Origin of the sequence: Arthrobacter sp. B2a2-09, assembly GCF_027587375.1 — a bacterium.
Taxonomy (GTDB): domain Bacteria; phylum Actinomycetota; class Actinomycetes; order Actinomycetales; family Micrococcaceae; genus Arthrobacter.
In genome coordinates this window covers 171,168-195,603 of sequence record NZ_JAMXIC010000003.1, presented here as the reverse complement: position 1 = coordinate 195,603, position 24,436 = coordinate 171,168, and the positions used below count along the sequence as shown (strand labels likewise).

Genomic DNA, 24,436 nt, shown 5'->3' with positions numbered 1-24,436 from the left:
TCCTTTGATTTCTGCGGCCCCCGCCTTTGGCCTCAACCTGCCCGACTACCCTTGGGAAGCTATGGCGCCGTACGTGGCCAAGGCTGCGGAACACCCGGGCGGGGTAGTCAATCTCTCCATCGGTACCCCCGTGGATCCTACGCCGGAGCTGGTCCGCGAGGCGCTCGCCGGGGCGGCTGACGCACATGGTTACCCGACGGTCCACGGAACGGAAGCTCTTCGTGAGGCAGTGTCGGGCTGGTTTGCCAGCCGTCGCGGGGTTCCTGGGATCGATCCCCGGGACGTGCTGCCCACGGTCGGCTCCAAGGAACTGGTAGCCTGGCTGCCGTTCCTGCTGGGACTCAGCGCAGGCGACGTCGTGGTTCGCCCCACCGTGGCTTACCCGACCTACGACATCGGCGCCATGCTCGCCGGACCCACTGCTGTCGCCGCAGACAGCTTGGACGAACTGGACTCAGCCACCCGCGCCAGGGTCCGGCTCATTTGGATCAATTCCCCGGGCAACCCCACAGGCAGCGTGCGCGACGTCGAATCCCTCAGGCAGATCGTGGCCCAGGCGCGCGAGATCGGCGCAGTCGTGGCGTCGGATGAATGCTATGCCGAACTCGGCTGGGGCGAATGGGATGCCCAGCGTGGCGGCCAGGCAGTGCCGAGCGTCCTTGATCCGCGTGTCACGGGGGGATCCACGGACGGTCTGTTGTGCGTCTACTCCCTCAGCAAGCAGTCGAACCTCGCCGGCTACCGTGCCGCCTTTGTGGCCGGTGACTCGTCGATCGTGGCGAATCTGGTCAACAGCCGCAAGCACGCAGGCATGATCGTGCCCTTCCCGGTCCAGGAAGCCATGCGCATCGCCCTCGGCGATGCCGGCCACGTGCTCGCCCAAAAGGATCTCTACCGCGGCCGCCGTGAACGGCTCCTGCCAGCACTGCGGAACTTCGGCCTGGAGATCCACGAGTCCAAAGCGGGCCTGTACTTGTGGTCTACTGCGGGGGAGGCAACGTGGGACACAGTTCAGCGTTTCGCTGACCTGGGGATCGTCGTCGGGCCCGGCGTGTTCTACGGAGACGCAGGCAATGGTTTCATCCGAGTGGCGCTCACGGGCACGGACGAACGCATCGATGCGGCCGTGGAACGCTTGAACACTGCACGGTAACAATGATGTGACTTGCCGCACAGGGCGCGTCATTCCGCCAGTAACCGTAGTTTGTGAATTAGTTTGTCCCGCTTACTGGCGGTAGCTTTTAACTGACTATCAATGGTGGCTTTCTTCACGAAGGCAGTCCGGCCGATGGCGCCTGCACCTGCAGGCTCCCGGTTGGAGTCACCAGATTTTGGTTGGATCAAGCTTTCGACCGAGGCCAAGAGCCTCATGAAGGGGACTCCATGACTGAGACCACCAGCGCTACCCTGCGCCATGCCGGCGGAGAGCTCGAGCTCCCGCGGATCAAGGTTGTAGAAGGGAACGAAGGATACGACGTTTCCAAGCTGCTGAAGCAGACGGGCGCCGTCGCCTATGACCCCGGCTTCATGAACACTGCCGCCACCACGTCGGCAATCACCTACATCGATGGCGACGCCGGCATCCTGCGGTACCGCGGCTACCCGATCGAGCAGCTTGCCCAGCACTCAAGCTTCCTGGAAGTTTCCTACCTGCTGATCTACGGCAACCTTCCCACGCCCACCGAGCTGGACGCGTTTGACCAGCGGATCCGCCACCACACGCTGCTCCACGAAGAGCTCAAGGGCTTCTTCGGCGGTTTCCCGCGTGACGCGCACCCGATGCCGGTGCTTTCCTCGGCTGTCTCCGCGCTGTCCACGTTTTACCAGGACTCCCTGGACCCGTTCAACCCGGAACACGTGGAAGTTTCCACCATCCGTCTCATGGCGAAGCTGCCGGTCATCGCGGCCTACGCCCACAAGAAGTCCATCGGCCAGCCCATGCTGTACCCGGACAACTCCATGAACCTCGTGGAGAACTTCCTGCGCCTGAGCTTCGGCCTGCCGGCAGAGCAGTACGAGCTGGACCCCGTCGTCGTCAAGGCGCTGGATCTCCTGCTCATCCTGCACGCCGACCACGAGCAGAACTGCTCGACGTCGACCGTCCGCCTCGTGGGCTCCTCGAACGCAAACCTGTTCGCTTCCGTTTCCGCAGGCATCAACGCCCTCTTCGGTCCTGCCCACGGTGGCGCCAACGAAGCCGTGCTGAAGATGCTGCGCCAGATCCAGGCCGACGGAGTCAAGCCCGAGGACTACATGGAGAAGGTCAAAAACAAGGAGGACGGCGTCCGCCTCATGGGCTTCGGACACCGGGTCTACAAGAACTACGACCCCCGCGCGAAGATCATCAAGGCGACGGCGCACGAGATCCTGGGCAAGCTCGGCGGCAACGACGAGCTCCTGGACATCGCGATGCGCCTCGAAGAGAAGGCCCTGGCTGACGATTACTTCATCCAGCGCAAGCTCTACCCGAACGTCGACTTCTACACCGGCCTGATCTACAAGGCCATGGGCTTCCCCGAGAAGATGTTCACCGTGCTGTTCGCGATTGGCCGACTCCCCGGCTGGATCGCCCAGTGGCGCGAAATGATCAACGATCCCCAGACGAAGATCGGCCGTCCGCGGCAGCTCTACACAGGAGAGCCGGAGCGCGACTACCCGGCGATCTAAGCGATCTAAGCCAACGCGGGGTCACTTACGGCCCGTCCCGAGGGACATTATGGGCCGTAAGTGACCCCGCGTTGCTCTTTAAGAGCTGTAGCCGAGGGGGTTGTTCTTTTGCCAGCGCCAGTGGTCTTCGCACATCTGGTCCACGGTCTTCGTGGTGGACCAGCTCAGGTCCGCCAGGGCTGAGGAAGCATCGGCCCAGAATGCGGGCAGGTCTCCCGCGCGGCGTCCCGCGATCTCGTACGGCAGCGGGTGACCCACGGCTTGTTCGAAGGCGTGGAGCATTTCCAGTACGGACGTGCCCTTCCCGGAGCCAAGGTTCCAGCGGTGCACGCCGGGGCGCTCGGCAACGTAGTCCAGGGCGGCGACGTGGCCATCGGCGAGGTCGACGACGTGGATGTAGTCCCGCAGGCAGGTGCCGTCCGGGGTGTCGTAGTCTCCACCGAAGACCATGAGCTTTTCGCGGCGGCCGACGGCAACCTGGGCGATGTACGGAACCAGGTTGTTGGGGATGCCCTGCGGGTCCTCGCCGATCCTGCCGGAGGGGTGTGCGCCCACCGGGTTGAAGTAGCGCAGCAAGGCGATGTGCCAGCGCTCGTCCGCGGCACCGAGGTCAGTGAGGATGTCCTCGATCTGCTCCTTGGTGCGGCCGTAGGGGTTGTTCGCCCCGATCTCCATTTTCTCGATGTAGGGGATGGGGTTGTGCTCGCCGTAGACCGTTGCGGAGGAACTGAAGACGATCGAGCGGACCCCGTGCTTGTCCATGGCGCGGAGCAGGTTCAACGTGCCAACGATGTTGTTGTAGTAGTAGTTCAGGGGTTCCTGCACGGATTCGCCCACCGCCTTGAGCCCGGCGAAGTGGATGACGGCGTCGATGCTGTGCTGGTCGAACACGGCCTCAACCGCGGCCTCGTCCACCAGATCCACCTGATGGAACGCTGCGGTCTTTCCCGCCAGTTCACCCACGCGGCGCAGGGACTCTTCGCTTGAATTCACGAGGTTGTCCACCACGACCACTTCGTGTCCGGTTTCCAACAGGGACAGGACGGTGTGCGATCCGATGTAGCCGGTGCCACCCGTGACAAGAATTCTCATGCAAGCAACGCTAGCCGAACTTGGTACATGCTCGCTCAGTGTTGCGTAGGCCACAGTCCCGCAGTTCCCGTGCGCCGGACGGCACGGTTCAAGCACGTTTGTGCTAAAAAGATTTGTGCCCAAGATTGTTGATGCCGGAGCCCGGCGCCAGGAAGTAGTCGAAGCCGTCTTCAGGATCATCGCCTCGGATGGCCTGGAGCGTGCCTCCTTGCGGGAGGTGGCCGACGAAGCCGGGCTTGCCGTTGGCTCGGTCCGCCACTACTTTGCCAGCAGCGATGAACTGCTGGTCCATTCCTTTGCCGTGGTCATCGACAGGATCGCCGGGCGGCTTGAAGAAGCGTTCGCCGTCGTCGAATCCTTGGAGTCGGGCTCGGCGGAACACGACGCCGCCGTGTTAACCCTTCTGGGTCAATTCCTGCCGCTCGACGAAGAACTGGCCGTCGATGCCTGCGTGTGGATGGCATTCCGGCACGCGGCCCGGATCCGGCCGGTGCTCGAACAAGAAGCCGCACGCAGCCACCGTGCCGTGGCCGCCGTCGTCGGCCGCTTGGTGATGCGACTGATGCCCGACGGCGGATCCGGCCAGGACCGTCTGGTGACCGAGGCCGAGCGCCTCCTGGCGACCCTCGACGGACTGTGCATGCATGCCCTGCTGCAGCCTGAGTGGATGACAGCCGAAGTCTGCCGCGACGTTCTGACCGCGCATCTGGACACTCTTGTTGCGCTCCCGTCCAACCGTTAACGTCAAGGCTCATCGGGAATAGACTGGAACCCTGAGCGGGCACCTGCCAAGGGAGGCAATCGGATGCATGACACAGGCGGTCAGGGGTGGCGGATCACAATGGACACCTCCGGACCGATGCTCATTGCCTTGTATCTGAGAGACGTTGCTGGATTGGACGGAGCCGGTACGCCGACGTTGTCCCACGCCACACCCAAAGTCAGACACGCTGACCACACGCACCTCACTGCCGAGGTGGGCGGGGTGCCGGCCCTCAAGACAGAGTGGGAGGCTTGGTGGGAGCAGCTGCTGAGGGCGTATCCGGATGCCGCTCCGGAGCTCTCACCCCCGGGATTCAACGCCTTCGGCAACTCGCCTGCCCTCCGCCGGGTACTGCAGGCACACTTCGGGGCCGCCCTCACGTGGGCCCGTGAACGCCTTGAAGAGTACGAAAAACTGGAGGCCGAACGCGAAGCGAGCGGCGCCACGTTGCTTCTGGGGGACATGGTGGAGGACCGGCTGCTGGAAGTCGGACGGAGCTCCCGGGACTTCGAGCTGACAATCATCGAACTGCCGCTCAACGAGCCAAGGGCCTGGTACCTTGAGCCGGACAAAATGATCATGAGCCACCGGCTCTTGTCCGAGCCGGAGATCTTCCGCAGCTACGTCCAGCCAGTGGTTGAGCTACTGGTCTGAGGCACCCGGCCTGAAATCGATGTCCGAAGCCCGCGGCCCGGCCGCAGCCAGGCATTACGTCTTCGGAGCCGAAACCGTAATGGTCACGGGTCCCGATGCGGCCGCTGAATCCTGCCAGCCCTTGTGGTCCTGCCGGTTCCAGGTGGCACCAGCCACGTCAACCTGCGTCACGGAAAGGTCCTTTGCATTCGCAACTGCCCACTGGGCCACAGCCCACGCCTGCGCACCAGTAATGTTCAACTGGACCGTGCGGCCCTGGGCCACCGCGGGCAGGGAGCCGAACGCCGTCGTCAGGGCTGCCACAACGGCGTTCGGATCACCGGCAGCGTCCGCGGCGCGGAGCGTGCAGTCCAGAGCCCTCTCGGAATGTCCCGTCAGCGCCGACGCGTAGGCCCGGCCCATCGCTTCCTGCTGCGCGTACGCCTGGGGGTACGCGGAATGCTGAACCGCTTGCGCCGCATCCGTGATCGCCATGGTTTCGTAGCCGGGCACCTTCACTAGGTGGTCATAGAAGGCGTTTGTCGCGTAGACGGGATCCATGACCTCGGCCTCGGTGCCCCACCCCTGGGACGGGCGCTGCTGGAATAGTCCCCGCGAATCGGGGCCGACCTCGTCACCGTGGCCGATGTTGCGAAGCTTGGATTCCTGCATGGCTGTGGCCACAGCGATCGTGGCCGCGCGCGGAGGCAGCCCTCGCTGCACCGCAATGGCGGTGATGAGGGCGGCATTCGCCGCTTGGTCCGTCGCCAACTCGTATGAATCCGAGCCGACGACGGCGATGCAGCGCTCCGTAACCAGGGTGTCGGAGCGCTGCAGTACAGTCACCACGGCGTAGAAGGCGCCAGCCACCAAGGCAAGTGCCAGCAACAAGATGATGGTGCGTCGGAGACGGCGCATCCAGATATCAGCTAGTTGGCGTGGAGGGCTTCGTTGAGTTCCACCGTCTGGCCCTTGCGGGGGAGGACCTCGACTTCACCAGTGGTGGAGTTGCGCCGGAACAGCAGGTTCGGCACGCCGGAGAGCTCAACAGCCTTGATGATGCTGCTGGTGTCCTCGCCGTTGGCGTCCTTCGGGCCGGGGATGCGCACGCGGGTGCCGGCCGTGACATAGAGGCCTGCTTCAACCACGGAGTCATCGCCGATGCTGATGCCCACACCGGAGTTGGCGCCCAGGAGCACACGCTCACCCAGGGCGATCTTTTCCTTGCCGCCACCGGAGAGGGTGCCCATGATGGAGGCGCCGCCACCGACGTCGGTGCCGTCACCGGCAACAACGCCAGCCGAGATCCGGCCTTCCACCATGGACGTGCCGAGCGTGCCGGCGTTGAAGTTCACGAAGCCCTCGTGCATGACCGTGGTGCCTTCGGAAAGGTAAGCGCCAAGGCGGACGCGGTCGGCGTCGGCGATCCTGACGCCGGTGGGGAGGACGTAGTCCACCATGCGCGGGAACTTGTCCACTCCGTAGACCGTGACGGCGCCGCGCTTGCGCAGGCGGGCACGGGTCAATTCGAAGCCGTCCACTGCGGCGGGGCCGAAGTTCGTCCAGACAACGTTGGGGAGCTTGCCGAAGATGCCATCCAGGTTAATGCTGTTGGGCTTGACCAGCCTGTGCGAGAGCAAGTGCAGGCGCAGGTAGGCGTCAACGGTGTCCGCGGGGGCCTCGTCCAGGTTGATCTGGGCAAAGACCACTTTCTGCTCGGTCCGGCGGTCGGCGTCGTGGCTGTCAGCCGCAAGTGCGGTCAGCGATTCGTCGGCGTGCTCCACGGCACGCAGGGATTCGGCCGCTTCGCCCAGTGCCGGCGCCGGAAACCATACGTCCAGCACTGTCGCTTCTCCGGCGTCGGAGGTGGCGATGGTGGCCAGGCCAAAGCCATAGGCGGAACGATCGTTTGCGGAAGCGCTATCGAGAGCGGCAGAGGCAGCGGTTTCAGTCATGGCGCAAGTCTATCGAGAGCCGCTGGTTCCTTTGAAACCGTGTGTGGACCGAAGGGGTCGCAATTCGCTCGGGATACAGTGGACAGGTGACCGTTGAAACTACTCCGATCCTTCTTGACATCCGGCAAGACGTTGCCGTGCTGACCGCGGCGCTGATGGACATCAACAGCGTGTCCGGCGACGAAGCCGCGCTTGCAGACGCCGTTGAATCCGCCCTCCGCACGATCCCTGGCCTGCAGCTTGTGCGGGACGGTGACGCCATCATCGCCCGGACCGAGCTGGGACGCCCGGAGCGGGTGATCTTGGCCGGCCACCTCGATACCGTGCCGTTGCCCACCGTGGAAGGTTCGCTCGGCACCGTGCCCGCCACGTGGGAGTCCGGCGTCCCCGGGACGGGAAACCTGTACGGACGCGGAGCAACTGACATGAAGGGTGGGGTCGCAGTGCAGCTCGCGCTCGCCGCAACCATGTTCGACGGCGGCGCCGAGCCAGGAAAAGACGTCACCTTCGTCTTCTACGACCATGAGGAAGTTGAAGCGGTCAAGAGCGGTCTCGGCCGATTGGTGCGGAACCACGGCCATCTCCTCGAGGGGGACTTCGCGATCCTGCTCGAACCCACCGACGGCACGGTGGAAGGCGGTTGCAACGGCACGAGCCGCTTCGAAGCCACCACAGTCGGGGAAGCGGCCCACTCCGCCCGGGCGTGGATGGGCAGCAACGCCATCCATGCCGCCGCACCCATCCTGAGCCGCTTGGCAGCCTACGAACCGCGCACAGTCAACGTGGACGGGCTGGACTACCGGGAAAGCCTCAATGCCGTGAAGATCAACGGCGGCACCGCGGGAAACGTGATCCCGGACCGCTGCGTCGTGGAGATCAACTACCGCTTCGCGCCGGACAAGACACCTGACCAGGCCGAAGCCCACGTCCGCGAACTATTGGAGGGCTTCGACGTCGTCCGCACCGATGCTGCCGCTGGAGCGCGGCCCGGCCTCAACCACCCGGCCGCCGCGTCCTTCGTTGCCGCCGTCGGTGCCGAGCCCAAACCCAAATACGGTTGGACCGACGTCGCGCGCTTCAGCGAGCTGGGCGTTCCCGCGGTCAACTTCGGGCCGGGCGATCCGCTTCTGGCGCACAAAGACAACGAACACGTCGACGCCGACGCCATCCGTGAGTGCCTCCGTGCGCTGCGGTCGTGGCTGGCTGACTGAGTTTTCTGCTTCGGATCGTGGGTGTGGCCCGCGGGCTGCGTTCCAGAACCCAGCCCACGGGCCACGCCCACGATTGCGGCACAGTCCGCCACCATCCGCGCTAGCCTAGGTCAATGAGTACCATCCAGCCCCAAGTTCCTAGTCCAGACGCCAATGGCAAGGCGATGAGCAACGGATCGGCGCCGTCAGCTCCGGCCGTTGCCCCGGAGCCGCCAGCCAAGCACAAAGGACCCTTGGAGCTTCGGCGCAAACAGGCCACAATGCCGATGTCGGACCAGCGACTCCTGGACACCCGCGGAGCCGACCACTTCATTCACACCGACCCGTGGCGGGTCCTGCGGATCCAGAGTGAGTTCGTTGAAGGATTCGGTGCGCTCGCTGAGCTCGGCCCCGCTGTCAGCGTCTTTGGTTCCGCCCGCACCAAGCCGGGCACCGGCTATTACGATATGGGCGTGCAGGTGGGCCGCCACCTCGCCGAAGCCGGCGTCGCCGTTATTACCGGCGGTGGCCCGGGATCCATGGAAGCCGCCAACAGGGGCGCTGTCGAAGGCAACGGCGTTTCCGTTGGACTGGGAATCGAGCTGCCCTTTGAACAAGGCCTCAACCGGTGGGTGGACCTTGGCATCAACTTCAGGTACTTCTTCGCCCGCAAGACCATGTTCGTCAAGTACGCACAAGGGTTCATCGTCCTGCCGGGCGGCCTCGGAACCCTGGACGAACTGTTTGAGGCCATGGTTCTGGTGCAGACCCGCAAGGTGACATCATTCCCTATCGTCCTTCTGGGGGTCGACTTCTGGAGCCCGATGATCGAATGGATCAAGGGGACCCTGGTGGCCGAAGGCATGGTCTCCGCAAAGGACCTGGACCTCATCCAGCTTGTGGACGATCCCGCGGACGCCGTTCACCGTGTCCTGCACGGAATCCCGCGGCCACCCTCGACCAACGGCGACCAGCGCCCCGAGTAACGTTGCCAGTCCTGAGCTCTCAGCTGAGTCTGGCACGATGGTTGTTGTGAGCTTTTTTCTGGTCTTTCTCGCGATCGTCATTATCGGTGCCGTGTTGTTCCTCGGCGCCGGAATGGCGAGATCCAGCCGCGACACCGGCGCCGGCCTGGATGAACCCGTCCCGAACCTGCCGCCGGTCCTGCTACCGGCCGGAGCCAAAGCGTCCGACGTCGACCGCGTGCGTTTCGCCCTTGGCCTGCGGGGCTACCGGATGGACCAAGTGGACGAGGTGCTCGATGAGCTGAGGGATCAGCTGACCTCCCAGGAGAGGGAAATCGAACGGCTGAAACTGGCCCTTGAAGCAGCAGGGAACCAGGAAGAACCAAAAGAGTGACCCAGCCAGTCGAAACGCGGACCCCGAGGGGACGCCTGGCCACAAGACTGCGCCGCGTCGTGGCCCATGCCGCGAGCTGGCCGTGGTGGGTCCAGGTCGCCCTCATCTTCATCGCCTCGAGACTCGTCAGTGCTTGTATCTTCATGGCTGCTGCGTTGCAGCAGGGCGTCAATCCGTGGTTTCCGCCCGCACCCGACTACTGGAACTTCATCACGATCTGGGATGGACGCTGGTACGCCGAAGCAGCAAACAACGGTTATCCTTCCGTTTTGCCGGTCAATGCGAACGGCGGTGTCGCGGAAAATTCCTGGGCGTTCTATCCGCTGTTTCCCTACCTTGCCAGGGCCCTCGGTGCCTTCACCGGATTGGCGACGCTGCCGGCCCTGACGCTCATTGCCGTGGTGGCCGGGCTTGGGGCGGCCTTGGTGCTCTACAAACTGTTCAGGGAATTCGCCGGGCGTACCGCGGCGCTGTGGGCAGTGACCTTCTTCTCGATGTTCCCCGTCTCAGCCATCCTGCAGGTTCCCTACGCGGAATCTCTCAATACCCTGCTGCTGGCTGGTTCGCTTCTGCTTGTGGTGCGCCGCAAGTACCTTGCCGCGATGCCCGTGGTCTTGCTCATGTGCCTATCGCGACCCACCGGCGTGCCCTTCGCGGCTATGGCGGGGCTGCTCTTGCTCAACAACCTGTGGAAGAGGTTTGGGCGCCGCCCAGAGCCAGCCGGGTCCATTCCGACGCTCCGGGAACTTGGATCGCTGGCCGCGCTTGTGGTGGTCGGCGTTGCCGGGGCTCTCGCTTGGCCGGCCATTGCCTGGGCGGTCACGGGGGATCCGCTGGCCTACACCAAGACCGAAACAGTTTGGCGCGGGGATGACCTCGTTCCGTTCAAGCCATGGTTCGAGACCGGTCAAATGCTCTTCGGCCCGGTACTCGGTATTCTGGCGCCGTTCGTCTTCGTTGCGCTCTTTACCCTGCTGATGTTGAGCAAACCAGTCCAGGCCTTGGGCACCGAACTGAGGCTGTGGTGCACGTGCTACATGGGCTATCTTCTGGTCTTCCTGCACCCTCAGACGAGTACGTTCCGTATGCTCTTGCCCTTGTTCCCCTTGGCGCTCAGCGCCGCTTGGTTGTCCCGCTCGAAGGCCTACCGCGGCACCGTGGTGGTCATGTTCTTCCTCCTCCAGATCGTATGGATTGTCTGGCTGTGGGCGTGGGCACAGCTGCCGGGCGGCGGCGACTATCCTCCGTGATGCCGCGCGTCCTTTCGCCTGTTCAAGCGCGATCGCGGCCCGCCGGGAAAAGTCCATCAATTAGCTACGGGCGGGTAATTACGAGATAATAGACACAAGCAAGGACAAAGGCACTCTCGGGTGCCCGGCGACGACGACTGAACAGCCATGACTGTCGACGCCGTATATTCCACGCGGAGCCAGCCCGGCCGGGTTGGCGGGATTTGGGACAACTGGAGGGGATTTTCCTAATGGCGGCTATGAAACCACGTACTGGCGACGGCCCTATGGAAGTAACCAAAGAGGGCCGCAGCCTGATCATGCGTGTGCCGCTCGAAGGCGGAGGACGGCTGGTGGTCGAGCTCAACGCAGCAGAGGCGGCGAACCTCAAGGAATGCCTCGTAGGCGTTACCGAATAGATTCACTGGGCAGGGCCCGGCAGAAGAGCCGGCGCCCTGCTTTCATGTTTAACCCTGAAGGCGAACGCCGGACGGTTACTTCTTGACCGCTACCAGCAAGCCGTCGCCGGTGGGAAGCATCGCCGAGGAGAGCCGTTCGTCGTCGCGGATGGCCTTGCCGATCTGGCGCAACACCACGGTGGTGCTGTCCCTGGCGGCAGGATTGGAAACCTTGTCCTTGTCCAGGGCGTCATTGATGACCAGCGTTCCGCCAGACTTAAGCAGCCGGATGGCTTGCTCAACGTAGCCGGGAAAGTTGGGTTTGTCGGCGTCGATGAACACGAGGTCGTAAGCGGAATCGGTGAGGCGCGGCAAGACGTCGGCTGCACGCCCGGAGATGGTCCGGGTCCGGTTCGCCGGACTGCCGGATTCCAGGAAGGCCTCACGGGCGGCCTTGAGGTGCTCGACGTCGACGTCGATAGTGGTCAGGACAGCCTGCGGGCTGAGGCCGCGCAGCAGGCACACGCCGGAGACGCCGGCCCCGGATCCGACCTCTACAACCGTCTGGGCCTTCGACGCCGCGGCAAGGACGGTCAGGACGGCACCAACGCCCGGGCTGACAGGAGTAACGCCCAGCTCGAAGGAGCGTTCACGGGCGCGAAGCAACACGTCGTCCTCGGCAGGCAGGTCTTCTGCATAGGACCAGCTTGTTGACTTGTCGGCACTCATGAGGGGTTCGCTTTCCAGGCAGAGGGGTATTGCTTCCAGACTACTGGCTACGGGCCGCCCAGCCCGGACGCCTGCGGCCCGCAATTCTGTGTCCTCCCGCTGTCCTCCGGACGATGTTCGCTCTGCGGGAAAAGCGTGCCTTCGATCAGCAAAATCTCAGGCAACACTGGGATGATGTATATCCAGCCATCCAAGTGAGGGCCGGCAACGAATTCCTGAGTGACCGGCAGGATGACAAACAGTTTGAGGGGAGCGGACGATGCGGGCATCAAATGCTGCGCCAGTCCAGACAACGGCAGCGGTCCTGAGTTCCACCGACACGGCCCCGCCCGCCGAAGAATGGGTCAGGCCGAGCTGGGAGGAAGTGGTGGAGAACCACTCCGCCAAGGTCTTCCGCCTTGCCTATCGGCTAACGGGAAACAAGTTCGACGCCGAGGACCTCACCCAGGAAGTCTTCGTCAGGGTCTTCCGTTCGCTTGAAAACTTCAAGCCAGGCACACTCGATGGCTGGCTGCACCGCATCACCACCAACCTGTTCCTTGACCAGGCCCGTCGGAAGAGCCGCATACGCTTCGATGCCTTGGCCGAAGACGCCGAATCGCGGCTGCCCGGGCATGAACCCGGTCCGGAGCAGAGCTTCGAGCTGAACAACCTAGATCTCGATGTCCAGCGCGCCCTGGAAGAACTGCCTCCGGACTTTCGTGCCGCCGTCGTGCTTTGCGATCTTGAAGGCCTTTCCTACGACGAAGTTGCCGAAGCGCTTGACGTGAAGCTGGGGACCGTCAGGTCCCGCATCCACCGCGGACGGACAATGCTCCGTGAAAAGCTGGCGCACCGGGATCCGCGTCCCGTCCAGGCCCGCAAACCACGGCTCAAGATGCCGCGCATCGCCGGTCTCCTTTAGCCGCCGATGGGTCTGCTGAAAGGACGACGCGGTGGTTTGCCCCGGGGAAATATCCGGCACAGCCGCGCCCCCGGCCATCTGCAGCAATGCTCTGAATGCCACGCCGCAGTCCTGCGGGAACGCCAGTACCTGGAACGGCTTCGCCGTGCCGCCGTCCCCGAGGCCAGCCAGGATTTCACCAACAGGCTGATCGAACACACCCAGCGCTTGGCGCAATCCGATTTTCCTGAGCGGCCTGCGCCCCAGCGGAGCGTATGGCACGGTATCCGGCTTGTCAGCGCCACGGCCGGCGGACTCGCCGTGAGCGCCGGAATCCTGGCGGTTGCGGCCTACACGCTCGGCGGTGAAGTTGCGCCGCAGGCGTCGAACCGCGGCGAGCAGGAAGTCCGGACCCTGGTCAGTGCAACCGTTCCCGGAAACGCTGGAGAGCAACTTCCCATTACAGGTTCGCAGCTGAGTCTGCCCGTCAGTGTGGCAGGGACGGTGAGCCTGAGCGAGCAGCAGTTGTCGGAACTGCGGAAAGACGGCTGGGCATGTCCCGAAATGACAAGCATGGGATACCATGTGGTTTCCGCCCGGGCCTTGATGCAGGACGGGCACCCCGCCGTTGAGCTGTACCTCAGCGACGGTGACCACCATGCCACCCTGGTGGAGCAGCACCTGGAAGGCAGCAGCACGTCGGGGACCCAACTGTCGATCACCCAGGGGGCCCCGTGGCAGGCCGTCTACTCCTCGCCCGTGGCCGTGCTGCGCTATTCCTCTGACATGCCCGCCAATCAGGCTGCGGGAGCCGTTCCTGAGCTCGTGAAGGCGGGCGATTCGCTGGTGGTTGCCCGGCCCGCCGAAAACAGCGCAGAGACCTGGAATGAACGGCTGCAGCGGGGACTCCATGCCCTGGCCGGCCTGGCAGGTTTCTGAGCGGGCTGACGGACAAGGTAATCTTCGATACGTGTTTGGAATCAATGGCCCGGAGTTTCTGATCCTGCTGATCATCGGCGTAATCGTGATCGGTCCCAGCCGCTTGCCCGAATACACGCGGAAGTTGGCGAATATCGTCAAGGAACTGCGGCGTATGGCGTCCGGTGCCCGCGAACAGATCAAGGAAGAAGTCGGCATCGATATCGATGAAGTCGACTGGAAGAAGTATGACCCGCGCCAGTACGATCCGCGCCGGATCATCAAGGAAGCGCTGCTCGACGACGACACGAAGCCTGTCAGCGCCGGTGCCCCTGTCGCTGTAGCAGCCGTGGACGCCGCGCCGAAAGCTCCCGAGCGGGTTGTTGAACGGCTTTCCGTCGGTGAAAAGGCGCCCTTCGACTCTGAGGCCACCTAAAAGCTATTTTGGCTGGATCCCGAGGGACATTCCGGCCAGGCCGCGCGGCTTGGCGTTGAGCTTGTCCGCGATGCCCTGAAGTGCCTGTGCGGCGGCCGTCTCCGGATCCGTCAACACCACGGGGCGGCCCGCGTCGCCGCCTTCGCGCAGACGGATGTCCAAGGGGATCTGTCCCAGCAGCGGCACGTCGGTTCCGACGGCGGCGCTCAACCGCTCAGCCAGCACCAGCCCGCCGCCGCTTCCGAACAATTCCATCCTGCCGCCGTCGGGCATCTCCAGGAAGGACATGTTCTCCACGACTCCGGCAAGCTTCTGGCCCGTCTGCGTTGCGATGGTTCCGGCCCTCTCGGCAACATCCGCTGCCGCGGCCTGCGGGGTGGTCACCACGAGGATTTCGGCGTTGGGAAGCAACTGCGCCACCGAGATGGCGATGTCGCCCGTGCCGGGCGGAAGATCAAGGAACAGGGCATCCAGATCGCCGAAATAGACGTCCGTGAGGAATTGCTCCAGTGCACGGTGCAGCATCGGCCCACGCCACGCCACTGCCTTGTTCCCGGAAACAAACATGCCAATGGAGATCACCTTCACGCCGAAGGCCACGGGCGGGAGGATCATGTCGTCCACCCGTGTGGGCTGCTGCGTGATTCCCATGAGTGCCGGGACGGAGAAACCGTGGACATCGGCGTCGACGATTCCCACGCGCAGCCCCTGCGCCGCAAGGGCACACGCGAGGTTGACCGTCACCGAGGACTTTCCCACACCGCCCTTGCCGCTGGCCACGGCAAAGACCTTCGTCAGGGAGCCCGGTTCGTTGAAGGGGATTCCGCGTTGCCCGCCAGCGCCGCGCAGCCGTTCCTTGAGGGCATCGCGTTGCGCTTGCGTCATGACCTTGAGCTCGACCTCGACGCCCGTCACGCCCGGAACCCGCGTCAGGGCAGCCGTGGCGTCGGCCGTGATGGTTTCACGCAGGGGGCAGCCCGCGATGGTCAGCAGCACCGCAACCCGGACGGTTCCGTCCGGACTGGCCTCTACCGAATCCAGCATCCCCAATTCGGTGATGGGACGGCGCAGTTCGGGATCGATGACGGTTGCCAAGGCAGCGTTGAGGGCCTCGACAGATGGTGTGCTCATGGGGTGGATGTTCAGCTTTCAGGCTGGGTGGGCGGACCTGAAAGCGGGCCCGACGAGGTGCCGACGGTAGAGAGCCCGGATTCAGGTTGCGTGGCGCTGGAATGCGCAGGGTGGATTTTGGGGATCTGCTGCGTGGGGGGATTGCGCTGTTTGTTGCGCTTGTCCTTGACTTTGTCCTTGGCTTTCTCGCCGTTGTTCGAGCCATCGGAATTGTTCGGACGAAACTCTTCCTGGGCTTCGATAAGGTCCGACAACAAAGAACGGAGCTCGGCACGCACGTAGTCCCTGGTAGCGACCTCGCGCAGGACGATGCGAAGAGCCGCGACCTCACGGGTCAGGTATTCGGTGTCAGCCAGGTTGCGCTCGTCACGGGCGCGGTCCTGCTCGATTGTCACGCGGTCGCGGTCGTCCTGGCGGTTCTGGGCCAACAGGATCAGGGGCGCAGCGTAGGAGGCTTGTGTCGAGAAGAAAAGATTGAGGAGGATGAACGGGTAGGGATCCCATTGGAAGCCGAACAAGCCAACAACATTGAACGCGATCCAGACGATCACAAAGATCGTCATGTAGAACAGGAAGTTCGCCGTGCCCATGTAGCGGGCGAAGCGCTCGGCAAATCGGCCGAACGCATCGGGATCGCTGCCGAAATTCGGCAGCATGCGGGAACGCAGCTCGAGCGGGGTGTCCAGTCCTCCGCTGGTGGGCTTCTCAGCCAATTCGGCCTCCTAGTTTCATGATCGGGGCTCCGTCTTCGTGGGTTCGCCAGTCGTCCGGGAGCAAATGGTCTAAGAGGTCATCAACAGTCACCGCCCCTACTAGGCGACCGGCGCTGTTCACGACCGGGAGGGAATTGAGGTTGTAGGAGGCCATGGTGTGGCTGACCTCGCTGACGCTGGCGTGATCGGAAACGGGCTCCAGGTTCTTGTCAACGATGCTGCCCAGCTGTTCGGGCGGGGCGCTGCGGAGCAATTGCTGGATATGCACGACGCCGAGGAATCGTCCCGTGGGGGTCTCCAACGGCGGGCGGCAGATAAAGATGGCCGAGGCCAGGGCGGGGGAGAGTTCCTCGCTGCGCACATGGGCCAGCGCTTCAGCGACCGTAGCTTCCGGGGGCAGGATAACGGGCACCGGGGTCATGAGGCCGCCGGCCGTGTCTTCGTCATATTGCAAGAGCCGGCGGACGTCGTCAGCCTCGTCCGGCTCCATCAGGAGCAGCAGTTCCTCGGCCTTCGCGGAAGGCAAGTCCGCCAACAGGTCTGCGGCGTCGTCCGGGTCCATTTCTTCCAGCACATCGGCCGCGCGTTCGTTGTCCAAGGCGGACAGGAGCGTCACCTGGTCTTCTTCCGGCAATTCCTGGAGCACATCGGCGAGTCGTTCGTCCTGGAGCTCGCTGGCCACCTCGATCCGTCGCTTGTCCGACATCTCCTGGAGAGCGTCCGCAAAATCGGCCGGTTTGAGGTCCTCGTGGGTGGCAACGAAGTGACTGGCACCCTGGGGATCGTTCTCGGAGCCCTGCAGCGTCTCCGCCCAATCCACCAGCAGCGTGTGCCCGCGGCGCAGCCCCCGAAGCCTGGAGGTAGACGTGCCGCGTCTAACGAAAAGTTTGGAGACCAGCCAGTCACCGTTGCGCTGCTGGTCCATGGCGATGTCTTCGATGATGGCGTCGCCGCTGCCGTCCTTGAGGGTCACCTTGCGGTCAAAGAGCTCGCCGACCACCAGTTGCTCGGCACCGCGTTGCTGGAAGCGCCGCAGATTGACCAAACCGGTGCAGATGATCTGGCTCTGGTCCATGGACGTCAGCCTGGTCATCGGAACGAAGACGCGCTTCTTGCCCGGAACCTCGACGACGATACCCACTGCATGCGGGGCCCCGCGCAAGCCGCGCGAGAGCACCACGACATCGCGCAGCCGGCCCAGGCGATCGCCCAGGGGGTCGAAAACGTCGAGGCCGAGCAAGCGCGCAACAAAGATGCGTGAAGGATTTGTGCTCACCCTTACAGGCTACCGAGTCTGCTCTCTTTTAGCTGAATTTCAGCCGGTTCACATGTGTATGGGACAGAATGGGGGTATGGCGAACATTTTCGGTGCCCCTAAGGCCACGGAGGAATCCCGCAGCGTCCCCAAGGGCGACACCGTGGGCTCTTACACTTCCTATCTCGATGCCCAGAAGGCGGTGGATTATCTTGCCGACCAGCAGTTCCCCGTCCAGCATGTCTCCATTGTCGGAAACGACCTCAAAATGGTGGAGCGGGTAACGGGACGGCTCAGCTACCCCCGGGTAGCTTTGTCCGGCGCCCTGAGCGGTATGTGGTTCGGCCTGTTCGTGGGCGTCATGCTTTCGTTCTTTACCCCGGCCGGCGGCCCCTTCTCGATTGTGACGTCAGTCCTCATGGGTGCGGCATTCTTCATGCTCTTTGGGATCGTCACCTACGCTGCCCAGCGCGGGAAGCGGGACTTCACCTCCACCAGCCAGGTAGTGGCGACGAACTATGACGTCATTGTCGCGCTCGAAGCATCGCAGGAAGCCCGCCGTCTCCTTCACCAATTGCCGATGAATCCCTCCGAGGCAGCCTTCGGCCGGCCGCCGCAGGCATACACGCCGCAGGACTACCGGAACCCGCCGGTCCACCCAAGTGCACCACAGGGCCCGGCCCCGGAACGTCCAGCTTCCTGGCAGGACCCCTACGGCCAGCGTGGACCCGAGGCAGTGCAGGGAACGGCCGGCGAGCCCGCCCAGCCTGTTGCTGATGCCCCGGTCGAGGCCGCGCGGCCAACCACCGGTGTGCGCTACCCGGACCTTCCCGACGGCCGGCCGCAGTACGGCGTCCGGGTGGACGACGCCGGAAACGGCGAGCAGGCTGCCAACGGCGAGGATGCGGCCAAGCAGTAGTTATTACTCGGTGCTCAGGGCAGCTACCGGCTCTATTCGAGCCGCCCTGCGGCTCGGTCCTATCGCCGCCAGGCATAACGCAGTCAAGGTGACAATTGCGATTCCACTGAATGCCACGACGGAAACTGTAGGACTCAGCGTCACGCCAAGTGCCCCGGCGACGAGCTGGGCCAGGACCCACCCAGCCAACTGACCAACGAGAAGACCCCCTGCCAACGCCGCAATTCCGAGCAAGATCGCGTCAACGGCAACGAGTTTCGTTATGTCGCCCCGGGTGGCACCAATCGCGCGCAGCATCCCGAACTCTTTCTCCCGACGAGCGACGCCGACTGAGAGCAGGCCGGCGGCGCCCACCGCGCCGAGACTGAGCGCAAGCACAACGATGCCGAAGGCAGCTCCGGCGTACGAACCGAGCTCTGATTCTGCGCGTTCCTTCATTTTGGCGGCCGTGATCACCGAGACCCCGGGGATGTCGGCAACTGAATCAGCGATGACGTCCCGGAGCGCTGTGACGTCGACACCCGGCTTCGCTTCTACGTTCCAGCCGTTGGATCCAGTAATTCCGAGCTCGGCTGCCGAGTCACGACTCATCACCACTTGGTTCCCGGTTGCCAAGGACGCAAACGTCCCGACAAGGCGAAGCGAGAGGGTCTTCCCCGCCCGATCTAATCTGACGGTGTCGCCCAAGGAAATATCGCGGCTGGCGGCGAGAGCTTCTGGAATGATGACCGCACCTCCCTTCTTCAGGGCTAGGGGCGCAGACCCGTCACTTCCCTGGCGCCATGGAAGCTGAGCCGTGGCGAAGTAGCTGTTTGGATCGACAGCCAGGATTGCAACCTGGCTCGGGGTTCCCTGGAACTGCAATGCTCCGTGGTCCCAAACTGTGTCTGAAACCCTGTTGATCATTTGAATGGACCCCAGGCGTTCGTCCAATTTTTCAGTGATGGGCGTCGTGGACGATATTTGAATGTCGGCCCCGAATTGACGACCAATCTGCTCCATCATTGCGCTCCTTACAGAGCCGACCCCGATCACAAGGGCCGCACCCAGGCAGACGACAACGCCCATGATGGCCGTCGTGGAGTCGAGCGATGCGTGTTTGCGGAGACGTTGAGCCGCAGCCTTGCCTGTCCACCCCTTGAAGATCTGTAGCCTGGTGAAGACCACGAGAATTATCGGAGCAAGGAGACCCGCGGCGGCCAGCGATAGGACGAAACCTACGAGCTTTACGACGACGGAGTCGAGCCAGTAGCTGCCGATTCCGAATGCGAGGAGCATGATGCAGACGGCGGCACGGAGTCTCTGCCCAGACCTGCGCTCCGCGCCTTCAGGCGAGATGGCCGTAAGAGGGGCCTGACGTAGCACTTTCACTATGGCCCGAGCCGCCCCGGCGCAGCCCGCAGCGACCCCGCTCAGGATGGCAAGCAGAACTTGCCAAAGTTCGACCGCCACGGTTGCTGGAGGTATGTTGCCGATCGACGATAGGCCTTGGTTGAGGATCCAGCTGACGCCAAACCCAAGCCCCAACCCGACCAACGAGCACGCGAACGCGAGCAACAGCGCCTCGCACAAGACGGCGGCTGCCAGCCAGGAACCGCGCGCGCCGACAGCTCGCATGACACCATAAGTCAGCCGGCGGGCATTCACGACGGACTGGAAGGCCGTCGCTGATAGGAGGATCGAGATGCCCAGAACGGTGCCGGACGCGATCATCAAGATAAGCGAAACAACCGTGATGAGGGGACCGAGGGTCGAATCAAGGGCAGAAGTGTCCTGTAATTTGAACTGAGGAGGCAGGCTGGACGAATACTCGCTCTGCCAGCGTTCCGCGGAGTGTCCCGCCGCCAACTGGATGTCAACTCTTGATATTTGGCCTTGCTGGTTGAATATCATCTGGGCGTAGGATAAATCGACAAAAATGTTGTCGTACGCCAACGGACCAAGAACCCTGCTCTTGAACACGCCTGCGACGCGAAGTTGCGTGGTACCGTCGCTCGACGCAACCACCAGAGAATCGCCTACGTCCACACCTAAGCGCGAAGCGATGTCAGCCGGAACCAGGGCCTCGGGCTTGTTTACGGCAGGAAGTCCGCCCCGAAGCTCGAGCCTTATGAGTTGAAGCTCTGTGTTGAACGTGGTGGGGTAACCCGTAACCGTCAGGGGGTGGCTCGTGCCAAGGGTTCCCGCTGGCCGGACGCTCGATTTCTGAGCCAGAGTCGGAATCGACGTCGCAACGCCAGGGAGATCCGCTACGGCCCTCCCTGCGCTCTCCGGGACCGTGGTCCCGGGAATAGCAGGCACCACCGCGACGTCGCCTATGCCTGATAGCGAACCAATCCCTTGCGAGAGCTGATCGTTGATGCTTTTCGATGTGAGCAGAGTGCCGAAAATGAGCGCAACGCCGAACACCAGCGCAACCGCTGCCACTCCATATCGGGGAAAATCAAAGCGAAGTTGCCGCAAACCACGAGCGAACGCGTTCATCATGGTGAGAATCTCCCTCCTGATGTGGTGCATTGAGGGTCAGGTGAAGTTGATCAATGATCTTCCCGTCCCGCAGCGCAATGATCCGGTCGGCATAACTCGCAGCATGTGGATCATGGGTGGCCATCAGTCCGCTGGTGCGACTATCGTCTCCAATCGCGTCGCGAATCAGACGGAGAACAATGTCCCTATTCTTTGAGTCGAGGCTTCCTGTCGGTTCATCGGCAAGGACGACGCTGGGAGTCCCGAATAGCGCTCGACCTACGGCGACCCGCTGACGTTGCCCGCCTGACAATTGATCGGGAAATCTATCGGCATATTCAAAGAGTCCGAGCTGATCGAGCAGCACCAGTGCATCTGGGCGCCAACGAAGGCCTCTTTGACCGGAAACAATCGATGACAACGCGACGTTCTCCACCACCGTCATGCTTGGAACAAGATGAAATGCCTGGAAAATGAATCCAACATTCTCCCGTCGGAAGATTGTCTTCTGTTTTTCGTCCATCCCCGAGACGCAGAGGCCTGATACGTCGATACTTCCCGCAGTTGGCGAATCGATTCCACCGACCAATTGGAGCAGGGTTGACTTGCCGGATCCAGATGGGCCAATGACGGCAACCAGTTCACCCGGGCGGATCTCCAGCTCAACAATGTCTAGTGCAGCTTTCTCGTTTCCGGCACCGTCGTCATAGTGGCGACGAACGTTTTTGAGGGAAATGGCGGGAAAGTTGCCGGTCATGGCTCGACGGCCCAGACCTGCGGGAGCACCCGGTCACATTCAATCCACATTTCCCATTCTCCGATGTCTCCGGTGAGAAGCTCCAACTCGATGACGTCCCAAACGGCCAAGGGCGGGCTACTCATGGCAACAGCACCAAAAGGGGGGATCTCAATTGGTGCTGCGCCTAGGAGGAGGGTACAAGTGCCGAGGGGCGTCTCCGTGTGGATTTCGTCAATCTCAGTGGTCAAATCGGCAAATCTCAGTGTAAAAAACCCGAAATTAAGTGGACGGTAGCCGGCGTCTACGTGTTTGACCTCCAGTAGGAGCTGGCACGGGAGCACCTGCTCATCGCGGCCCGCCACCGCTACTAGGACAGCGCTAAGCAAAAGAGGAGGGCTACCGGATCAACGTCCGGCAGCCCTCCTCATGCGTTTTGCCTCAGTGGTTACGCTTCGACGTCCTGGTAGATCCCCGCCATCCAAGACTCGACGTCGTCGGCCTTGCGCGGGAGAGCGGCGCTGAGGTTGACGGGACCGTCTGCGGTCATCAGGATGTCATCCTCGATCCGGACGCCGATTCCACGGTATTCCTCCGGAATGGCGAGGTCCTCGTTCTTGAAGTAGAGCCCGGGTTCGATGGTGAACACCATGCCCTCGGTGAGTACGCCGTCCAGATAGAGATCACGCTTGGCCTGGGCACAGTCGTGGACGTCCAGGCCAAGGTGGTGGCTGGTACCGTGCGGCATCCAGCGGCGGTGCTGCTGGCCTTCGGCACTGATGGCTTCCTCCACGGAGACCGGCAGCAGGCCCCACTCGGCAAGGCGCTCGGCGAGGATCGTGGTGGCGGCGGTGTGGATGTCGCGGAACTTCACGCCCGGCTGGGCTGCGGCGAATCCGGCGTCGGCGGCGTCGAGGACGGCTTCATAGACCTTGCGCTGGACGTCCGAGAATTTTCCGTTGGCCGGAATGGTACGCGTGACGTCTGCCGTGTAGAGCGAATCTGCCTCTACACCGGCGTCCAGCAACAGGAGTTCCCCGGCATTGACCTTGCCCGTGTTCCGGACCCAGTGCAGCACCGTGGCGTTGTTTCCGGCGGCGGCGATGGTGTCGTAGCCGAGCTCGTTCCCTTCCTCGCGGGCACGTGCGAAGAAGGCGCCTTCGATGACGCGTTCGCCGCGGTGGTGGGTCATGGCGCGGGGGAGGGCACGGACGACGTCCGCGAAACCCTCCACCGTGGCGGCCACGGCGATCTTCATCTGCTCGATTTCCCAGGCGTCCTTGAGCAAGCGCAACTCGGAGAGCGCCTCGCTGAGCAGTTCGTCCAAGGCGTCGAGTTCGCCGAGGTCCAGGTTCTCCGGATCCTTGGCTGTGTTGTAGCGGGCGGTGTCAACGAGGGCATCGATGTTCTCGTCGACTTTGCGGACCAGACGGATGGAGATGCCACCGATTTCCGGGGCACCGACGTTCTTGGTGACGGCCATCTCGAGTTCGTCGAGATGCGCCGTCCTGAGCCCGAGGCGCGCTTCGAATTCGGCGAGCGTCGGACGCGCGCCGATCCAGAATTCACCGGAGCGCGAGTCGGCGTAGAACTGTTCCGTGTCCCGGCCGGCCAGCGGACGGAAGTAGAGAGTCGCGAGGTGGTTGCCGCCGTCGTCGCCGGTTCCTTCCTCTACGGGTTCCAGGACCAGCACGGCATCGGGCTCGTGGTCCAGGCCCAGGCCCGTGAGGTGGGCAAAGCCGGAGTGCGGGCGGAAGCGGTAGTCGGTATCGTTCGAGCGGACCTTGGGCGGGCCGGCCGGTACGACGAGCCGTAGGCCCGCGAACTTGTCGGAGATGGCCCGACGACGCGTGGCGGCGTGGTCTGCGACGGCGTCACGCGCAGGGGTCACCTGCGGCGCGGGCGCCCAATTGCTGGCCATGAACGCCTTGAAGGCATCGGATGTGGGCCGCTGGGAGCGGTTGTTGACGCGCTCCTCCAGAGGCTGGGAGGCTGTGGTTTCACCGTTTTGGGTGTTTTCTGCATCGTTCACCGTCCCATCGTCCCATCAAGGCCGACACTAGGCCAACGCCGCAACGGTCCAAGCCGCCTCTAATCAAATACGCTTGGAAAGTGAAGATCGACCTGCACGCGCACTCCAACGTTTCCGACGGGACCGAGGCTCCCGCGGGAGTGATCGCTTCCGCATCTGCTGCGGGTCTGGATGTGGTGGCCCTGACCGACCACGACTCCACTCTCGGATGGGACCAGGCCTCTGTCGCAGCCCTCGAATTCGGGGTGGCTTTCGTGCCGGGGATAGAGATCTCGTGCCGCACCCGGGAGGGGATCAGCGTCCATCTGCTGAGCTACCTCCACGATCCCGAACACCCTGGCCTGCTCGAAGAAATCACCAAAGCGAAAGACGCGAGGCTCACCCGCGCCAAACGCATGGTCACGCTTTTGGCCGAGGATTACCCCTTGAGCTGGGACGATGTCATCCATCATGTGGCTCCGGGTGCCACTGTGGGCCGGCCCCACATCGCCGACGCCCTCGTGGCGGCCGGTGCGGTGGCGAGCCGCTCAGAGGCGTTCACCGCGATCTTGACTTCGCACTCGCGCTATTTCGTGCAGCACTACGCACCGGCCCCGGCGCTCGCCGTCGAACTCGTCCGGGCGGCGGGCGGTGTCCCCGTCTTCGCGCATCCGGTGGCCTCGGCCCGCGGCCGCGTGGTTGGGGAACGGACTTACCGGGAAATGATCGACGCCGGCCTCCTCGGCCTGGAAGTGGAGCATCGCGACAATCCGGAGGAGGGCCGCGTGTTCCTGCGACGCCTGGCTGCCGAACACGGGTTGTTCATGACGGGTTCGTCCGACTACCACGGAACCGGCAAGCCCAATCTGCTTGGGGAGAACCTGACGTCCCCCGATGTCCTGGCCCGCATCGAGGAGCTGGGCACGGGAAGTTCCGTGGTCCGCTGAGGGAAG

At 63.4% G+C, this 24,436-nt stretch carries 25 protein-coding genes; 14 read left to right on the top strand and 11 right to left on the bottom strand.

Annotated elements, in window-relative coordinates; all coding sequences use genetic code 11:
- Positions 1–4 precede the first annotated feature (4 nt).
- Both dapC and NFJ07_RS04890 read left to right on the top strand, forming a co-directional pair.
- Positions 5–1,153: a succinyldiaminopimelate transaminase gene (gene dapC / locus NFJ07_RS04895; protein ID WP_269992901.1), complete on the top strand. Its 1,149-nt coding sequence runs from the start codon at positions 5–7 to the stop codon at positions 1,151–1,153.
- A 230-nt stretch (positions 1,154–1,383) separates the two neighbouring features.
- Positions 1,384–2,667, top strand: coding sequence for a citrate synthase (locus tag NFJ07_RS04890; RefSeq protein ID WP_028264945.1), 1,284 nt, complete (start codon positions 1,384–1,386; stop codon positions 2,665–2,667).
- A 78-nt stretch (positions 2,668–2,745) separates the two neighbouring features.
- Here the strand turns inward: NFJ07_RS04890 and galE are convergent, their stop codons facing one another.
- Positions 2,746–3,759, bottom strand: a complete 1,014-nt coding sequence (galE, locus tag NFJ07_RS04885) for a UDP-glucose 4-epimerase GalE (protein WP_269992900.1) — start codon at positions 3,757–3,759, stop codon at positions 2,746–2,748.
- A gap of 115 nt (positions 3,760–3,874) precedes the next feature.
- On the opposite strand from galE, the gene NFJ07_RS04880 reads away from it, so the two are divergent.
- Positions 3,875–4,501 carry a TetR/AcrR family transcriptional regulator gene (locus tag NFJ07_RS04880; RefSeq protein ID WP_269992898.1) on the top strand — a complete coding sequence of 209 codons (627 nt, stop codon included), beginning with the start codon at positions 3,875–3,877 and terminating at the stop codon, positions 4,499–4,501.
- 63 nt (positions 4,502–4,564) lie between these two features.
- Positions 4,565–5,176, top strand: a complete 612-nt coding sequence (locus NFJ07_RS04875; protein WP_234748340.1) for a hypothetical protein — start codon at positions 4,565–4,567, stop codon at positions 5,174–5,176.
- Positions 5,177–5,230: 54 nt separating this feature from the next.
- Here NFJ07_RS04875 and NFJ07_RS04870 read toward each other — a convergent pair whose 3' ends face one another.
- Positions 5,231–6,073, bottom strand: a complete 843-nt coding sequence (locus tag NFJ07_RS04870; RefSeq protein WP_269992896.1) for a hypothetical protein — start codon at positions 6,071–6,073, stop codon at positions 5,231–5,233.
- A gap of 11 nt (positions 6,074–6,084) precedes the next feature.
- Entirely contained in the window at positions 6,085–7,110 is a 1,026-nt protein-coding gene (gene dapD, locus NFJ07_RS04865; RefSeq protein WP_269992894.1) for a 2,3,4,5-tetrahydropyridine-2,6-dicarboxylate N-succinyltransferase, read from the bottom strand.
- 86 nt (positions 7,111–7,196) lie between these two features.
- Here dapD and dapE point away from each other — a divergent pair, with 86 nt between their 5' ends.
- The 5 genes from dapE to NFJ07_RS04840 all read left to right on the top strand — a co-directional run bounded on the left by dapE (position 7,197) and on the right by NFJ07_RS04840 (position 11,307).
- Positions 7,197–8,321, top strand: coding sequence for a succinyl-diaminopimelate desuccinylase (dapE, locus tag NFJ07_RS04860; RefSeq protein ID WP_269992893.1), 1,125 nt, complete (start codon positions 7,197–7,199; stop codon positions 8,319–8,321).
- 164 nt (positions 8,322–8,485) lie between these two features.
- Positions 8,486–9,286, top strand: coding sequence for a TIGR00730 family Rossman fold protein (locus tag NFJ07_RS04855; protein WP_269993092.1), 801 nt, complete (start codon positions 8,486–8,488; stop codon positions 9,284–9,286).
- A 37-nt stretch (positions 9,287–9,323) separates the two neighbouring features.
- Positions 9,324–9,659 (top strand): DivIVA domain-containing protein, encoded by a 336-nt coding sequence (locus tag NFJ07_RS04850; RefSeq protein WP_269992891.1) that lies wholly within the window; start codon positions 9,324–9,326, stop codon positions 9,657–9,659.
- The gene (locus NFJ07_RS04845) at positions 9,656–10,909 is read left to right on the top strand and encodes a hypothetical protein (RefSeq protein ID WP_442865287.1); all 1,254 of its coding nucleotides are present in this window, start codon (positions 9,656–9,658) and stop codon (positions 10,907–10,909) included. The genes NFJ07_RS04850 and NFJ07_RS04845 overlap by 4 nt, the downstream gene beginning before the upstream one ends.
- Positions 10,910–11,139: 230 nt before the next feature.
- Complete coding sequence (locus NFJ07_RS04840; RefSeq protein ID WP_009357720.1) at positions 11,140–11,307, top strand: DUF3117 domain-containing protein; 168 nt, start codon at positions 11,140–11,142, stop codon at positions 11,305–11,307.
- Positions 11,308–11,382: 75 nt separating this feature from the next.
- Here NFJ07_RS04840 and NFJ07_RS04835 read toward each other — a convergent pair whose 3' ends face one another.
- On the bottom strand, positions 11,383–12,015 hold the full coding sequence (locus NFJ07_RS04835) for an O-methyltransferase (RefSeq protein WP_028264931.1): 633 nt from the start codon (positions 12,013–12,015) through the stop codon (positions 11,383–11,385).
- A gap of 259 nt (positions 12,016–12,274) precedes the next feature.
- Between NFJ07_RS04835 and sigE the strand changes: the two genes are divergently transcribed.
- From sigE to NFJ07_RS04820, 3 genes are read left to right on the top strand one after another with little or no spacing between them, the layout of a single operon-like run.
- Positions 12,275–12,919 (top strand): RNA polymerase sigma factor SigE, encoded by a 645-nt coding sequence (gene sigE, locus NFJ07_RS04830; protein ID WP_269992884.1) that lies wholly within the window; start codon positions 12,275–12,277, stop codon positions 12,917–12,919.
- A gap of 36 nt (positions 12,920–12,955) precedes the next feature.
- Positions 12,956–13,837: a hypothetical protein gene (locus NFJ07_RS04825; protein WP_269992883.1), complete on the top strand. Its 882-nt coding sequence runs from the start codon at positions 12,956–12,958 to the stop codon at positions 13,835–13,837.
- A 31-nt stretch (positions 13,838–13,868) separates the two neighbouring features.
- Entirely contained in the window at positions 13,869–14,252 is a 384-nt protein-coding gene (locus NFJ07_RS04820) for a twin-arginine translocase TatA/TatE family subunit (RefSeq protein WP_269992882.1), read from the top strand.
- A gap of 3 nt (positions 14,253–14,255) precedes the next feature.
- On the opposite strand, the gene NFJ07_RS04815 is transcribed toward NFJ07_RS04820, so the two are convergent.
- Genes NFJ07_RS04815 through NFJ07_RS04805 form a run of 3 tightly spaced genes read right to left on the bottom strand, consistent with a single transcriptional unit; the run spans position 14,256 to position 17,372 of the window.
- The gene (locus tag NFJ07_RS04815) at positions 14,256–15,383 is read right to left on the bottom strand and encodes an Mrp/NBP35 family ATP-binding protein (protein ID WP_269992880.1); all 1,128 of its coding nucleotides are present in this window, start codon (positions 15,381–15,383) and stop codon (positions 14,256–14,258) included.
- A gap of 11 nt (positions 15,384–15,394) precedes the next feature.
- On the bottom strand, positions 15,395–16,039 hold the full coding sequence (locus NFJ07_RS04810) for a DUF1003 domain-containing protein (RefSeq protein WP_269992879.1): 645 nt from the start codon (positions 16,037–16,039) through the stop codon (positions 15,395–15,397).
- Positions 16,040–16,088: 49 nt separating this feature from the next.
- Positions 16,089–17,372: a magnesium transporter MgtE N-terminal domain-containing protein gene (locus tag NFJ07_RS04805; RefSeq protein WP_269992878.1), complete on the bottom strand. Its 1,284-nt coding sequence runs from the start codon at positions 17,370–17,372 to the stop codon at positions 16,089–16,091.
- A gap of 76 nt (positions 17,373–17,448) precedes the next feature.
- Between NFJ07_RS04805 and NFJ07_RS04800 the strand changes: the two genes are divergently transcribed.
- Complete coding sequence (locus tag NFJ07_RS04800; RefSeq protein ID WP_269992877.1) at positions 17,449–18,270, top strand: general stress protein; 822 nt, start codon at positions 17,449–17,451, stop codon at positions 18,268–18,270.
- A 3-nt stretch (positions 18,271–18,273) separates the two neighbouring features.
- Here NFJ07_RS04800 and NFJ07_RS04795 read toward each other — a convergent pair whose 3' ends face one another.
- The 4 genes from NFJ07_RS04795 to NFJ07_RS04780 all read right to left on the bottom strand — a co-directional run bounded on the left by NFJ07_RS04795 (position 18,274) and on the right by NFJ07_RS04780 (position 23,504).
- A complete protein-coding gene (locus tag NFJ07_RS04795) occupies positions 18,274–20,757 on the bottom strand; it encodes an FtsX-like permease family protein (protein ID WP_269992876.1) in 2,484 nt (827 codons plus the stop codon).
- The gene (locus tag NFJ07_RS04790; protein ID WP_269992875.1) at positions 20,714–21,493 is read right to left on the bottom strand and encodes an ABC transporter ATP-binding protein; all 780 of its coding nucleotides are present in this window, start codon (positions 21,491–21,493) and stop codon (positions 20,714–20,716) included. The genes NFJ07_RS04795 and NFJ07_RS04790 overlap by 44 nt, the downstream gene beginning before the upstream one ends.
- Positions 21,490–21,618 (bottom strand): hypothetical protein, encoded by a 129-nt coding sequence (locus NFJ07_RS04785; RefSeq protein WP_269992874.1) that lies wholly within the window; start codon positions 21,616–21,618, stop codon positions 21,490–21,492. The genes NFJ07_RS04790 and NFJ07_RS04785 overlap by 4 nt, the downstream gene beginning before the upstream one ends.
- Before the next feature lie 302 nt (positions 21,619–21,920).
- A complete protein-coding gene (locus NFJ07_RS04780) occupies positions 21,921–23,504 on the bottom strand; it encodes an aminopeptidase P family protein (protein WP_269992873.1) in 1,584 nt (527 codons plus the stop codon).
- Positions 23,505–23,584: 80 nt separating this feature from the next.
- Here NFJ07_RS04780 and NFJ07_RS04775 point away from each other — a divergent pair, with 80 nt between their 5' ends.
- Positions 23,585–24,430 (top strand): PHP domain-containing protein, encoded by an 846-nt coding sequence (locus tag NFJ07_RS04775; RefSeq protein WP_269992871.1) that lies wholly within the window; start codon positions 23,585–23,587, stop codon positions 24,428–24,430.
- Positions 24,431–24,436 lie beyond the last annotated feature (6 nt).